Source organism: Sphingobium sp. RC1, from assembly GCF_059738765.1.
Window position 1 is genome coordinate 1,465,865 of sequence record NZ_AP027306.1, and the last position, 13,674, is coordinate 1,479,538.

Annotated in this window: 12 protein-coding genes; 5 read left to right on the forward strand and 7 right to left on the reverse strand. The window is 61.6% G+C overall.

What is annotated here, in order from left to right; translation table 11 throughout:
- Positions 1–21 precede the first annotated feature (21 nt).
- Genes ilvD through AC6JBC_RS07245 form a run of 4 tightly spaced genes read left to right on the forward strand, consistent with a single transcriptional unit; the run spans position 22 to position 4,706 of the window.
- Positions 22–1,743: a dihydroxy-acid dehydratase gene (gene ilvD, locus AC6JBC_RS07230; protein ID WP_498023630.1), complete on the forward strand. Its 1,722-nt coding sequence runs from the start codon at positions 22–24 to the stop codon at positions 1,741–1,743.
- Complete coding sequence (locus AC6JBC_RS07235) at positions 1,724–2,107, forward strand: hypothetical protein (protein WP_498023631.1); 384 nt, start codon at positions 1,724–1,726, stop codon at positions 2,105–2,107. Before ilvD ends, AC6JBC_RS07235 begins: the two co-directional genes overlap by 20 nt.
- Positions 2,104–3,495 carry an NAD(P)H-hydrate dehydratase gene (locus AC6JBC_RS07240; RefSeq protein ID WP_498023632.1) on the forward strand — a complete coding sequence of 464 codons (1,392 nt, stop codon included), beginning with the start codon at positions 2,104–2,106 and terminating at the stop codon, positions 3,493–3,495. The genes AC6JBC_RS07235 and AC6JBC_RS07240 overlap by 4 nt, the downstream gene beginning before the upstream one ends.
- A complete protein-coding gene (locus AC6JBC_RS07245) occupies positions 3,492–4,706 on the forward strand; it encodes a class I SAM-dependent RNA methyltransferase (RefSeq protein ID WP_498023633.1) in 1,215 nt (404 codons plus the stop codon). The genes AC6JBC_RS07240 and AC6JBC_RS07245 overlap by 4 nt, the downstream gene beginning before the upstream one ends.
- Before the next feature lie 70 nt (positions 4,707–4,776).
- Here the strand turns inward: AC6JBC_RS07245 and AC6JBC_RS07250 are convergent, their stop codons facing one another.
- The 4 genes from AC6JBC_RS07250 to AC6JBC_RS07265 form a co-directional block, all read right to left on the reverse strand.
- Complete coding sequence (locus AC6JBC_RS07250) at positions 4,777–5,967, reverse strand: type III PLP-dependent enzyme (protein WP_498023634.1); 1,191 nt, start codon at positions 5,965–5,967, stop codon at positions 4,777–4,779.
- A gap of 148 nt (positions 5,968–6,115) precedes the next feature.
- On the reverse strand, positions 6,116–7,288 hold the full coding sequence (locus AC6JBC_RS07255) for a carboxynorspermidine decarboxylase (protein WP_498023635.1): 1,173 nt from the start codon (positions 7,286–7,288) through the stop codon (positions 6,116–6,118).
- A gap of 136 nt (positions 7,289–7,424) precedes the next feature.
- Positions 7,425–8,630: a saccharopine dehydrogenase family protein gene (locus AC6JBC_RS07260; protein WP_498023636.1), complete on the reverse strand. Its 1,206-nt coding sequence runs from the start codon at positions 8,628–8,630 to the stop codon at positions 7,425–7,427.
- 285 nt (positions 8,631–8,915) lie between these two features.
- Entirely contained in the window at positions 8,916–9,263 is a 348-nt protein-coding gene (locus AC6JBC_RS07265; RefSeq protein WP_498023637.1) for a GFA family protein, read from the reverse strand.
- Between the two features lie 112 nt (positions 9,264–9,375).
- Here AC6JBC_RS07265 and AC6JBC_RS07270 point away from each other — a divergent pair, with 112 nt between their 5' ends.
- Positions 9,376–9,756: a hypothetical protein gene (locus AC6JBC_RS07270; RefSeq protein ID WP_498023638.1), complete on the forward strand. Its 381-nt coding sequence runs from the start codon at positions 9,376–9,378 to the stop codon at positions 9,754–9,756.
- A gap of 28 nt (positions 9,757–9,784) precedes the next feature.
- On the opposite strand, the gene AC6JBC_RS07275 is transcribed toward AC6JBC_RS07270, so the two are convergent.
- Genes AC6JBC_RS07275 through hemA form a run of 3 tightly spaced genes read right to left on the reverse strand, consistent with a single transcriptional unit; the run spans position 9,785 to position 13,631 of the window.
- Positions 9,785–11,368: a cisplatin damage response ATP-dependent DNA ligase gene (locus tag AC6JBC_RS07275; RefSeq protein ID WP_498023639.1), complete on the reverse strand. Its 1,584-nt coding sequence runs from the start codon at positions 11,366–11,368 to the stop codon at positions 9,785–9,787.
- The gene (locus tag AC6JBC_RS07280; RefSeq protein ID WP_498026022.1) at positions 11,368–12,360 is read right to left on the reverse strand and encodes a ligase-associated DNA damage response exonuclease; all 993 of its coding nucleotides are present in this window, start codon (positions 12,358–12,360) and stop codon (positions 11,368–11,370) included. The genes AC6JBC_RS07275 and AC6JBC_RS07280 overlap by 1 nt, the downstream gene beginning before the upstream one ends.
- 50 nt (positions 12,361–12,410) lie before the next feature.
- Complete coding sequence (gene hemA / locus AC6JBC_RS07285) at positions 12,411–13,631, reverse strand: 5-aminolevulinate synthase (protein WP_498023640.1); 1,221 nt, start codon at positions 13,629–13,631, stop codon at positions 12,411–12,413.
- Positions 13,632–13,674: the final 43 nt, after the last annotated feature.

Below are 13,674 nucleotides of genomic sequence, written 5' to 3' on the forward strand. Positions count from 1 at the left end.
CGCGCAAGAAGGGTAGGTTTTATGTCTCATACATTCGACAAGTCGAAACTGCCGAGCCGCCACGTCTCGGTTGGTCCGGAGCGCGCTCCGCATCGTAGCTATTATTATGCGATGGGCCTGACCGAAGAAGAGATTGGCCGTCCCTTCGTAGGCATTGCATCAGCGGGCAACGACAGCGCCCCATGTAACACGACGCTCGATATGCAGGCGGACTTCTGCCGTCAGGGCGTGAATGAAGCTGGCGGTATGCCGCGCCGGTTCAACACCATCACCGTCACCGACGGCATCGCGATGGGCCATCAGGGCATGAAAAGCTCGCTGGCGAGCCGCGAAGTCATCGCGGATTCGGTAGAGCTTTCGGTGCGTGGTCACTGCTATGACGCGCTCGTTACTTTCGCCGGATGCGACAAGTCGTTGCCGGGTATGATGATGGCGATGCTGCGCCTGAATGTGCCGTCGATCTTCGTTTATGGCGGGTCGATCCTGCCGGGCCGTTTTGAAAATCGCGACGTCACCGTCGTCGATGTGTTCGAGGTGGTCGGCAAATATGCGGCGGGCGCCTGCCCGTTGAAGGATGTGATCGCGCTCGAAAAGGTCGCTTGCCCCGGACACGGCGCTTGCGGTGGCCAATATACCGCGAACACGATGGCCTGCGTGGGTGAGGCGATCGGCCTCTCGCTGCCGAACAGCAACATGGCGCCCGCTCCTTACAAAAGCCGCGAAGAGGTCGCCGTTGCCGCTGGCCGTCAGGTCATGGAGTTGCTGGCGAAGAATATCCGTCCGCGTGATATCTGCACTCGCGAAGCATTCGAGAATGCGGCCCGGATCGTTGCTGCGACGGGGGGCTCGACCAACGGAGCGCTGCACTTGCCCGCTATGGCGAACGAATGCGGCATCGATTTCGACCTGTTCGACGTGGCCGAAATCTTCAAGTCGACGCCTTACATCGCTGACCTCAAGCCCGGCGGCAAATATGTCGCCAAGGACATGTATGATGCTGGCGGCGTCTACATGTTGATGAAGACATTGTTCGACAACGGCTTGCTGCATGGCGATTGCATGACCGTCACCGGCAAGACCATCGCCGAGAATATCGAGGAAGTGACCTGGAATCCTGACCAGAAGGTCATCTATGACGTCAAGTCGCCGATCACGCCGACCGGCGGCGTCGTGGGTCTGAAGGGTTCGCTTGCTCCCAATGGCGCGATCGTGAAGGTGGCGGGCATGCACCGCCTCCAGTTCGAAGGGCCTGCTCGCGTTTTCGATTGTGAGGAAGACGCTTTTGCGGCGGTGGAAGCGCGCGACATCGCGGAAGGATCGGTTATCGTCATCCGCTACGAAGGCCCTAAGGGCGGCCCCGGCATGCGCGAGATGCTGTCGACCACGGCCGCGCTCTACGGCCAGGGCATGGGCGAAAAGGTGGCATTGATCACCGATGGCCGCTTCTCCGGCGCGACGCGCGGCTTCTGCATTGGCCATGTGGGACCGGAGGCTGCGGAGGGCGGTCCGATCGCGCTGGTCGAGAATGGCGATCTCATCGCTATCGACGCCGAAGCAGGCACGATCGACCTTAAGGTTTCCGAGTCCGTGCTGGCCGAGCGGCAAAAGAACTGGAAGGCTCGCCAGAATGATTATCAGTCAGGTGCTCTCTGGCGTTATGCACAGAATGTGGGACCGGCTTACAAGGGGGCAGTGACGCATCCCGGAGCAAAGACCGAAACCCATGTCTATGCGGATATCTGAACAGATCGCCGGGGCGGGGCTCATGTGTCTCGCTCTGGCAGGCTGTGATCAGGGCGAGGGGGCGCAGAACCCCTTTGCGAACTCTGCATCGGAAAAGAGGGCTCTTGCGGACTGCGCGATCGGTGCCGACGCCAAATGGGCGCGTAATTGCGTGGTCGAGCAGGACGGAGAACTTCTAACCATTCGCCACCCCGATGGTGGGTTCCGCCGTTTTCATATTTTGGAGGACCGGCGGGGTTTGGCATCGGCTGATGGAGCGCAGCCCGCGAAGATCGCTATAATTAGCGCTGCTGTTATCGAAGTAAGCGCGGGTGAGGATCATTATCGGCTGCCCGCGACTATACCTCCGGCGGCTGTGCCATGACGGGGGCGCCTATCCTGACCGCCGCCCAGATACGGCAGGCCGAACAGGCCGTGTTCGCGAGTGGTATCCCAGAATATGAACTCATGGAGCGCGCGGGGGCTGCGGCGGCAGAGGTCATTTGGCGCGCCGGCGGTCGGCGGGACCTTCTGGTGCTGTGCGGTCCAGGCAATAATGGCGGCGATGGCTTTGTCGTTGCCCGTTTGCTGCGGGCGCGGGGTGTGCCCGTCCGTGTCGCGGCATTGGGGGAAAGCCGCACGGATTCGAGCCGCCGTGCACGGGTAGCATGGAATGGGCCGATCGAGTCCCTCAATGACGCGGGTTCTGCAACCCAGGTGGTTGATGCTTTATTCGGCACGGGGCTTTCGCGTGGGCTGGATACTGTTGTTGCCGAACGGCTGAACAGCCTCACGGATCGAGCGGGCCTCAGCTACAACATTGACCTGCCCAGCGGGGTCGATACGAACAGTGGTGCGCTGCTGTCCCCGGTGCCGCAATTCGACGTCTGTATTGCACTGGGGGCGCTCAAGCCTGCTCATGTGCTGCATCCTGCGGCCGGTGCGTTCAAGCGGCTGATTTGTGCGGACATTGGCGTGAGGGGTAGCGGAGTCGTTCATAAGCTTGCTCCGCCTCGCCTGACAGCGCCGAGAGCAACGGATCATAAATATAGCCGGGGACTGGTGGCTATAGTGGGTGGCAGCATGGCGGGGGCAGGGCGGCTTGCTGCCGAGGCTGCGGCGCGCTCCGGCGCAGGCATGGTTCGACATGTGGTCATGGACACAGGTTCCTCCGCTGCGGACGCCATCGTGACGTTGCGGGCTGATGAGCCCGATCAGGTAAAGGCGCAACTTCAGGACGAGAGGTTTGCGGCGGTGCTGGTCGGGCCTGGCCTGGGCCATGATGAGCATGCAGCCGATCGTTTGAAAGCGGTGCTGCAATGCGGTCATCCACTGGTGCTCGACGCTGACGCCCTAACATTGTTGGCAACGGGGCAGGTGGGGTCAGTTCCGCCTTCGTCGATCCTAACGCCACATGAGGGGGAGTTCGTGCGGCTGTTTGGCGATCTGCCCGGCAGCAAGATTGATCGAGCGGCTAAAGCAGCCCAGCGAACGGGGGCCATAGTGATCCTCAAAGGATCGGATAGCATCATCGCGGCACCCGATGGCCGCGTTGCTGTAGCAACCGGCGCGTCATCCTGGCTATCGACTGCCGGGACGGGGGATGTTCTGGCGGGCCTGGCTGCCGGACGACTGGCGGTTGGGGGTGACCCGTTTCGCGCGGCGAGCGAAGCCGTGTGGCTTCATGGCGAGGCAGCGAGACGTGCAGGAGCGGCGTTTGTCGCGGATGATTTGATCACCCGGTTGCCAGCGGCTATCGCCTCCCGCCTGTGACTGACATCGACAATGATCTTGTAATTCGCATTGCCGCAAAGGGCGATGGTGTAACCGCCGATGGGAGGCACGTGCCGCTCGCGGCGCCGGGAGACAGGCTGGCGGCCGATGGCAGTCTTTCAACTGGTCCTCATCATGTTGAAGCGCACTGTATTCATTTCCCCGCCTGTGGTGGGTGTGAACTGCAGCATGTCGATGAACAAAGCCTCGCGGAGTTCGTCACGGGGCGCGTGACCGGAGCCTTGATGGGGCAGGGCCTTACGTTGGTGGCTGGATCATTGCAGCCGCCTCATTTGTCGCCGCCCAGGACACGGCGCCGCACATCCTTACGGGCCGTTCGGGAGGGGCGGCGGATCGCTATCGGTTTTGCTGAATCGGGTAGCCACAAGCTGATCGATCTTGCGATGTGCGAGATATTGGAACCTCGCCTTTTTGCCCTGATCGAGCCGCTGAGAGCGTTGCTGCCCCTGATCCTGCCGGATAGGCGGGCCGCGCATGTTCGCATGTCCCTCATCGATCAGGGCGTGGACTTGCTTCTGGAGAATGTTCAGGTTTCCGGCTTGGCAGCGGATGAGGCGTTGCGTGACTTTGCCGCGGGTCACAGTCTGGCGCGATTGACGATCGATGAAGGCGATGGCCAGCAAACGCGCTGGGAGCCTGAGCCGGGTACGATGACATTTGGTGGCGTTGCCGTAGCCTTCCCTCCCTTCGCGTTTCTTCAGGCCACGCCGGATGGGGAATCTGCTCTGCTGGAGATCGTGAGACAGGCCCTGCCTGCAAGCGGTGCGGTTGCTGACCTCTTTAGCGGGCTCGGGACATTCGCCCTCGGGGTCGGTAAGGAGCGTCCGGTTTACGCTGCTGAGGGTGCGCGCGATCTGGTGCTTTCGCTCAAGCTGGCTGCCAATCGCGCTCAACGGCGCATGGTTGCCGACCATCGCGATCTGTTCAGGCGTCCGCTGGTTCCCGAAGAATTGAACCGGTTTGCAGCGGTGGTGATCGATCCGCCCCGGGCGGGCGCGCGGGAGCAGGTGATACAGTTGGCGGCGTCAACCGTGCCGGTGATCGCCTATGTTTCGTGCAACCCGGCGAGCTTTGCCCGCGATGCGGCGCATCTTGTGGCGAGCGGATATGTTTTGGACAAGGTGAAGCCGGTTGGCCAGTTCCGATGGTCGACCCATGTCGAACTGGCGGCGGTCTTTCGCCGCTCGTAAAAAAATGTTCCCTCGCCACATATTTGCGGCGAGGGAACAGGCACCCTCTCCAAAGGGGAGCTTGAGCCTTTTAGCCCAGCTTGATGACAGTTGCGCGACGGCGTGCCGGAACCGGATCGGCGTAGAGGCTCGCCATCGGTTCGTCCTCAACTTCAATGACCGCTTCCGAGGTGAAACCGTTGAAGCCGGTGCGCATCGCCGCGCCATATGCGCCGAGCATGCCGATTTCGATATAATCGCCCGCCACCACATCGTCGGGTAGCATGAATGGACCCACCATGTGATCCATGTCGTCGCATGTCGGGCCGTAGAAGGAGAAGCCGATCAAATCCGCCTCGCTCTCTTCCTCACGCAGCAGGGCGACTGGGAAACGCCAGCCGATATGCGCCGCGTCGAACAGCGCGCCATAGGCACCGTCGTTGATGTAGAGTTCGGTGCCGCGACGACGTTCTACCCGAACGATGATGGAGCTATATTCCGCAGACAGCGCGCGGCCAGGCTCGCACCACAGTTCAGCGGAATAGCTGATCGGCAGGCTCTCAAAGCCGCGATAGATGGCGTCGAAATAGGCTTCCAGCGCTGGCGGTTCCATGCCCGGATAAACGGACGGAAAGCCGCCACCTACGTCGATGATGTCGACCGTAACCGCCGCATCGACGATCGCCGCGCGGACGCGTTCGATGGCGTCGCTATAGGCTTGCGGGCTCATGGCCTGACTTCCGACATGGAAGCAGATGCCAAGCGCGTCAGCCGCCTGACGGGTGGCCATCAGCAGTTCGCGGGTTTCGCCGAGCTCCGCGCCGAACTTGGACGCGAGGCTCAGTTCGGAATGTTCGGACGAGACGCGCAGGCGGACGCACAGTTCAAGGTCCGTGGCGTTGTCGGTGGCGCGCACAATCTTTTCCAGCTCGTCGATCGTGTCGAGCGAGAAGGTGCGCACGCCATGGACGTGATAAGCCTCCACAATGGCTTCTTCAGCCTTCACGGGGTGCATGAAGCATAGCTTCGCTTGCGGCAGCGTTTCCGCGACGAGGCGAACCTCGGCGATGGACGCCACGTCATAATGCGTGATCCCGCTGTCCCAAAGCGTCCGGATCAAATCCGGCGATGGATTAGCCTTTACAGCGTAGAGCGAGCGCCCCGGAAACTTCTCAGCGAAGAACCGAGCGGCGCGGGCCGCAGCCTGCGGGCGGATCAGCGTTACCGGTGCTGCCGGTTTGAGGGCGGTCGCTACCCCCAGCGCGCTATGGTGCTTGTGCAACTCAAGGGACCTCCAGTGTAGTTCATGGCAATCAAGCTGCCTTGCGGTGGAAGTCCCATGGGGCAGCGGAAGGGCGATATATGCTTAGGGGTCCCCCCTGTAAAGCGCGCACGTAAATTTTGTTGCGCGCGCCGCTATGAAATGTGCGTCAGGAGAGACGGGTCTTGAAATCCTCGTAGGAAAACCCGCGGATTTGCTGGAGTTCGTCGGTCTTTGAGTTCCACAGCCAGATGCTCGGCAGTGGCACGCCGTTGAAAGTGTTGGTCTTCACCATCGAATAATGCGCCTGATCCAAAAAGGCGATGCGGCGTCCCGGAGTCGCGCCGCCGGGGACTCGATAGTCCCCGATGATGTCGCCCGCCAGACAGGAAGGGCCTCCGAGTCGCGTGGCGGGGCCTTCCGTCTCTTCATGCAGCATGGCGGGGCGATAGGGCGCCTCTATGACGTCAGGCATGTGACAGGTGGCGGAAATGTCGGTGATGGCGACGGGCATGCCGTTGTCGATGACGTCCAGGATTTCGCCGATCAGGATACCGGCGTCGAGGGCCATTGCTTCGCCCGGCTCGATATAGAGTTCGAGGCCGGTCTGCGCTTTGATCCGCTGAAGGAAGGCGATCAGATCGTCGATCTGATAGTCGGCGCGGGTGACATGATGGCCGCCGCCGAAATTCAGCCATTTGAGGCCATCGACATGCGGCATGACGCGGGATTCGATGGCCGCCCATGTGCGTTGGAGGGGCAGGAAATCCTGCTCGCAGAGATTGTGGACATGGAGGCCATCGACGCCTTCGAGATGTTCCGGGCGAAGCTGGTCGATCGGAAAACCGAGGCGGCTGTGCGGTTGCGACGGGTCATATTTGGGCACTTCTCCCTCCGCGTGGAGGGGGTTTATGCGCAGTCCGATGTCGAAGTTCACACCGTTCATTCGAGCATCATCGATGACGGGGCGAAGGCGCGTGATCTGGCCGGGGCTGTTGAAGATTACATGGTCGGAGATTTTGAGGATCGCTGCCAGATCGTCCGGTTTGTAGGCGGCGCAGTAAGTCGCGACTTCGCCGCCATACTCCTCGCGGCCGAGGCGGGCTTCGTAGATGCCGGACGCGCAGACGCCGTCGAGATATTCGGCGACCACGGGGCCGAGGGACCACATGGAGAAGGCTTTTAGCGCGCCGAGGACCTTGATGCCTGCGCGGTCGCGTATGTCGGCGAGTATCGACAGGTTCCGGCGGATCGCGGCCTCGTCCACCACGAAGGCGGGCGAGGGGACGCGGTTCAGGTCGAAATGCGCGAAGGCGGCGGGGTCGCCGGCTTTGGTTTCCATGGGCATACTCCAATTCCCTCTCCCCTTCAGGGGAGAGGGCTAGGGAGAGGGGATTGAGGCGAGATCGGTCGAATTCCCCTCTCCCGCCTTCGCTACGCTCGGCACCCTCTCCCCTGAAGGGGAGAGGGAGTTTGGCTCAAAAATCCAGCGGCGCGGCCAGTTCCTTCACCTGCCAGGGCAGGCCGTGCTGGTTCAGCATGTCCATGAAGGGATCGGGATCGAACTGTTCGATGTTGAACACGCCTTCTCCCTTCCATGCGCCAGTGAGCATGAGTGCCGCGCCGATCATGGCCGGAACGCCCGTCGTGTAGCTGACCGCCTGATTGCCCGTTTCGGCATAGGCGTCCTCATGGTCGCAGACGTTGAGGACATAGACGGTCTTTTCAACGCCATCCTTCAGACCGGTGGCGATGTCGCCGATATTGGTCTTGCCCTTGGTCGTGGAGCCCAGGCTCGACGGTTCGGGGAGGACGGCCTTGAGGAACTGGAGCGGGATGATTTCCTGGCCGTTGTAGATGACCGGATCGATGCGGGTCATGCCGACATTCTGGAGCACTTCGAGGTGCTTCAGATAGGCGTCGCCGAAGGTCATCCAGAAGCGGATGCGCTTGATTTCGGGATAGTGCTTCGCGAGCGATTCCAGTTCCTCATGATACATGAGGTACATGTTCTTTTCGCCGACAGCCTCGAAATTGAAGACCTGCTTATGCTTCAATGCGGGACCTTCGACCCACTTGCCGCCTTCCCAATGGCGCGAGGGGGCGGTGACTTCGCGGATGTTGATTTCCGGGTTGAAGTTGGTGGCGAAATGCTGGCCATGGTCGCCGCCATTGCAGTCGAGAATGTCGAGCGTGTCGATGCGATCGAGCAGATGCTTCTTGATGTAGGACGCAAAGACGCTGGTGACGCCGGGGTCGAAACCCGAACCCAGCAGCGCCATGATGCCCGCTTCCTTGAAACGCTCCTGATAGGCCCACTGCCAGCTATATTCGAACTTGGGCGTGTCGCGCGGCTCGTAGTTGGCGGTGTCGAGATAGTCGGTCCTGGTTGCCAGGCAGGCGTCCATGATTGCCAGATCCTGATAGGGCAGGGCCAGGTTCACCACCAGCTTGGGCTGGACCTTTTCGATGAGGGCGATGGTTTCCGCGACATTGTCGGCATCGACCTGCGCCACGTCGATGGTGACGCCGGTGCGAGCCTTTACCGATTCGGCGACCTTTTCGCAGGAGATGATGCGGCGGCTGGCGAGCGTGATATGGCTGAAAATGTCACTGTTCATCGCCATCTTGTGAACCGCGACAGACCCGACGCCGCCCGCGCCAATGACCAGAACCTTGCTCAATTCAACTGCTCCATGCGTGAAGCGCGCCCGACGCGCGAAAGCGCCCATATAGGGACTGCGCGTGACAGCGCAAAGTCAGTCTGTGAAAGGTGGGTGTGGCGCATCTTCTCTGCGTTCTCTGCGTTCTCTGCGCCTCTGCGCGAAAAATATCAATTCGCGCAGAGGCGCATAGAGGAAGGAGGAGCGTGCATCATTTTCCCTCCGCGTCTCCGCGTCTCCGCGTGAACAGATTTTTCTCACGCGGAGGCGCGGAGACGCGGAGGGATATTGGGGTGATGATGCGGCTTAAAAACTAGCGCCGTCCACTTTCTTGATCTTGAGCATGTCGATATCGACCTCCGGCACACAGCGCAGGTTGATCGCGCGCATCGGGCCGTTGGGGGAGTCACCTTCCGCGAAGGATTGCGTGCCGCAGACGTTGCAGAAGCGGTGCGTGATGGCGTGCTTGTAGAATTGGTAGTCGGTGAGCTTGTCCGCGCCGCTGTCGAGCGTGAACTGGTCGGCGGGGACGAAGGTCAGCAGGAAGCCCTTGCGGCTGCAATGGGAGCAGTTGCAGGACATGGCTTCGGTGGGTGCGTCGGCTGCTACGGTGAAGGTGACTGCGCCGCAGTGGCAGCTTCCGGTGTAGGGCATGGGGGAGTCCTTTCGCGGAGAACTTAGGCCGGTATTCAGCCAAAGGAAACTAAAGTGGTCTTGGCGGCGCTGCAAACGGATGATAACTCAAACTTTTACCTTGGGGGCAGGGATGGCATTGAATAACACGGCATTAGCATTGCTTGGAACCTTTCTGCTCTCGACGGTTGCATTTGCACAGATCGCCAACGCCCGGACCGTCCAAACATCTGCCGAGACAGGCCTGGCATCCGTGGAGTCCTCGGGGGGTGCCGCTCCGGTGCGTGATTTCGCCGTGGTGGCAGATGAATGCTTCCAATTTGCGGATGACCGTTCGGAATTGGCTGCGGCAGAGATGCCGGATTACGATGGTGACAGCCTCGGCGGCGCGATAGGCGCTGGCTTAAGCATGGGCATCGAGCGGAAGAGATTGCGGAAGCTGATATACAGATCGTGTATGGAAGGGAACGGTTATCCAAAGGCAAAATTGCTCAAGTCCAAGCCCAAGCCTTGACACGATGTCGCTCAATCCAATTGTAGTTTTAACTCACTAACTTCCTCAACCCAGCCACCGTATCCGCTTCCCCCGCAGGCTTATCTCGTCTGATCCGCGCGATCCTCGGGAAGCGCATTGCCAGCCCTGATTTATGCCGCTTGCTCTCATGGATGCTGTCGAAGGCCACTTCCAGCACCAGCGACTTTTCCACCTCTCGCACTGGCCCGAAGCGGTTGACCGTGTTGGTGCGCACGAAGCGGTCCAGCCATTTCAGTTCCTCGTCGGTGAAGCCGCTATAGGCTTTGCCAACGGGGAGGAGTTCGCCTTCCTCCGTCCAGCAACCGAAGGTGTAGTCGGAATAGAAGGATGAGCGTTTGCCGTGGCCGCGCTGGGCGTACATCATGACGCAGTCGGCGGTCAGGGGATCGCGTTTCCATTTGTACCAGAGGGCGGCTTTTCGACCGGCGACATAGGGGCTGTCGCGGCGTTTGAGCATGACGCCTTCGATGGCGGCGTCGCGGGCGCCTGCGCGGATTTCGGCCAGGCTTTCGAAGTCTGGGGCTTCGATGAGGGCGGAGATGTCGAAGCGGTCAGGGTTCAGGGTCGGGACCATGGCTTCGAGGCGCGGGCGGCGTTGATCCCAGGGGAGCGCGCGGAGGTCTTCGTCGGCGTGGAGGAGTATGTCGTAGAGGCGGACGAAAGCGGGATAGTCGCTCATCATCTTTGCGGTCACGGCTTTGCGGCCGAGGCGTTGTTGGAGGGCATTGAAGCTGGCGGCTTCTCCTCCCTGAAACTCGCCTTTGACGAGCAGTTCGCCGTCGAGGACTGCGTAGGCGGAGAAGGCCTCCGCGATTTCCGGGAAGCTGCCGGTGATGTCGTCTCCGGCGCGGCTGTAGAGGCGGGTTTGCTCGCCCGTGCCCACGATCTGGATGCGGATGCCGTCCCATTTCCATTCGGCGGCATATTGGGTGAGATCGACGCTGTCGGCTTCCAGTGGGTGGGCGAGCATGAAGGGACGGAAGAAGGGCGTGCCTGCCGGGTCGGGGCGGCCGGACCTGCCTTCCGCCCAATCGAACAGGGCGGTGTAGGGTGGAGAGAGGGCGTGCCAGCATTCCTCCACATCATCGACGTCGAGGTTGAAGGCCTGGGCGAAGCCGGTCTTGGCGAGGCGGGCGGAGATGCCGACGCGCAGGCCTCCGGTCGCAAGCTTGAGCAGGGCGAAGCGGCCGGAGGCGTCGAGATGGTCCATCATCTGCGCGAGGGTGCTGGGGGCTGCGGCGCGGCTGACGCTGTGCAGGCGGTCGATGATGGCGGAGAGGGTGAGAGAGCCGTCGTCTATCTCGGCGGGCTGGTCTTCGCGCTTGGGCCAGAGGAGGGCGACGGTTTCGGCGAGGTCGCCGACATAGTCGCGGCTCATTTCGTAGAGGACGGGATCGGTGCGGGCGCGGATCATTTCGCCTATGGCTGATGCTTTGACTGCCTTTATGTCGAGATTGCCGGTTAGGGCGGCTAGCGCCCAACCGCGATCGGGGTCCGGAGCTTCGCGCATGTAGCGGGCGATGAGGTCCAGCTTGCCGTTGCGGGAGCGGGTGTAGACGAGGCCGTCGAGGAGTTGGGAGAAGGCGCGCATCACCCCTCATCCTCATCTTCGCGGCCGACCAGTTCGAGCGCTCGGGCGCGCATCTGGTGGGTCATGCACCAGTGGAGCAGGGCTTCTTCGCGGCCGTGGGTGATCCAGGTTTCGGTGGGTGCGACTTCGCGGATCGTGCTGGTAAGTTCGTCCCAATCGGCATGGTCGGAGATGACGAGCGGCAGTTCGACATTCTTCTGCCGGGCGCGCTGGCGGACGCGCATCCAGCCTGACGCCATGGCGGTGATGGGATCGGGCAGGCGGCGGCTCCAGCGGTCGTTGAGGGCGGACGGGGGGGAGACGATGATGTGACCCCGCATCTCCTTTGCAGGGACGCCAGTTGCGGGGCGGAGTTCGCCAAGATCGATGCCGAAGTCGCGGTAAAGGGCGCACATGCGTTCGAGCGCGCCGTGGATGTAGATGGCGTCATGATGGCCGCGCGCCCGGACTTCGCAGATGAGGCGTTGGGCTTTCCCGAGGGCGTAAGCGCCGACGAGGACGCAGCGGTCCGGGTGCGCGTGGAGCGCGGCGAGCAGGCGGTCGACTTCGCTGCCGGTGTCCGGGTGGCGGAAGACGGGGAGGCTGAAGGTCGCTTCGGTGACGAAGATGTCGCAGGGGACTGGCTCGAACGGCTTACAGGTGGGGTCGGGACGGCGCTTGTAATCGCCAGTCACGACTACCCGCTCGCCTGCATGTTCAAGAAGGATCTGGGCTGAGCCCAGGACATGGCCAGCGGGGATGTAGGAGATATCGACGCCGCCCATGCGGACTTGCTCGCCATAGCTGACCGCCGTGCCGCTGGCCGTGCCATAACGCAGGGCCATGATGGCGAGGGTTTCTTGCGTCGCCCAGACATGGCCATGGCCGCCGCGCGCGTGGTCGGCATGACCGTGGGTGACGAGCGCGCGTTCGGCTGGCTGTGATGGATCGATCCAGGCGTCAGCGGGGCGGACGTATATTCCGGTGGGGTGTGGTTCGATCCAATGGGGCATATCCATCCAAGAAGATGGGAAATGCCCCTATTGTTCCGCAAGAGGTCCGGTTAGGCGGCCTTCTTGAGTTCCAGCTCCAGCCGATCCCAGATTTCGACCAGCGCCTGAACCAGGTCCTGCATCATCTCCACCGTATGCGCGGGGCCGGGCGTGAAGCGCAGTCGCTCGGTTCCGCGCGGGACGGTGGGGTAATTGATGGGCTGCACATAGGCGCCATATTCGGCGAGCAGGATGTCGCTGATCCGCTTGGCCTTGACTGGGTCGCCGACCATCAGCGGGACGATGTGGGTGACGGACAGCATGACCGGCAAGCCCGATTCCGCCATCAAACGCTTGAGCGTAGCAGCAGCGACCTGCTGGCCTTCGCGCTCTTCGTTCGACTGCTTGAGGTGGCGGACGCTCGCGAGGACGCCCGCGACAAGGACGGGCGAGAGCGACGTCGTGAAGATGAAACCTGGTGCGTAGCTGCGGATCACATCGACGATCATTTGATCGGCCGTGATATAGCCGCCCATGACGCCGAAAGCCTTGCCCAGCGTACCTTCGATGATCGTCAGGCGATGCGCGACATCGTCACGTTCGGAAATGCCACCGCCATGCGCTCCATACATGCCGACCGCATGGACTTCGTCCAGATAGGTGAGGGCGTTGAATTCATCGGCCAGGTCGCAGATCGCGGCGATGGGGGCGACGTCGCCGTCCATCGAATAGACGCTTTCAAAAGCGATCAGCTTAGGCGCGTCTGGATCTTCTGCGGCGAGCAACTCGCGCAGATGATCGACGTCATTGTGGCGGAATACGCGCTTTTCACAGCCGGAATTGCGGATGCCCGCGATCATCGACGCGTGGTTCAGCTCGTCGGAAAACACGATGCAACCGGGCAGCAGCTTGGCGAGAGTGGAGAGCGCCGCTTCGTTCGACACATAGCCGGACGTGAAGAGCAGGGCTGCTTCCTTGCCATGCAGATCGGCCAGTTCGGCTTCCAGATCGACATGATAATGGGTGTTGCCACCGATGTTGCGGGTGCCGCCGGAGCCTGCGCCGACATCGTGCAGCGCCTCTTCCATCGCGGCGACGACCTTGGGGTGTTGCCCCATCGCGAGATAGTCGTTGGAACACCAGACGGTGATGGGTTTCGGGCCGTTATGGCCATGGAAGCAGCGGGCGTTAGGGAAGGCACCCTTGTTCCGCAGAATATCGATGAACACGCGGTAGCGGCCTTCGCTGTGAAGCCGGTCGATCGCCTGCGCGAAGATATGCTTGTAGTTCACGTAACGCCCTAGTCCCTTAGTGGCCCGCATTCCCCTCTTGCGG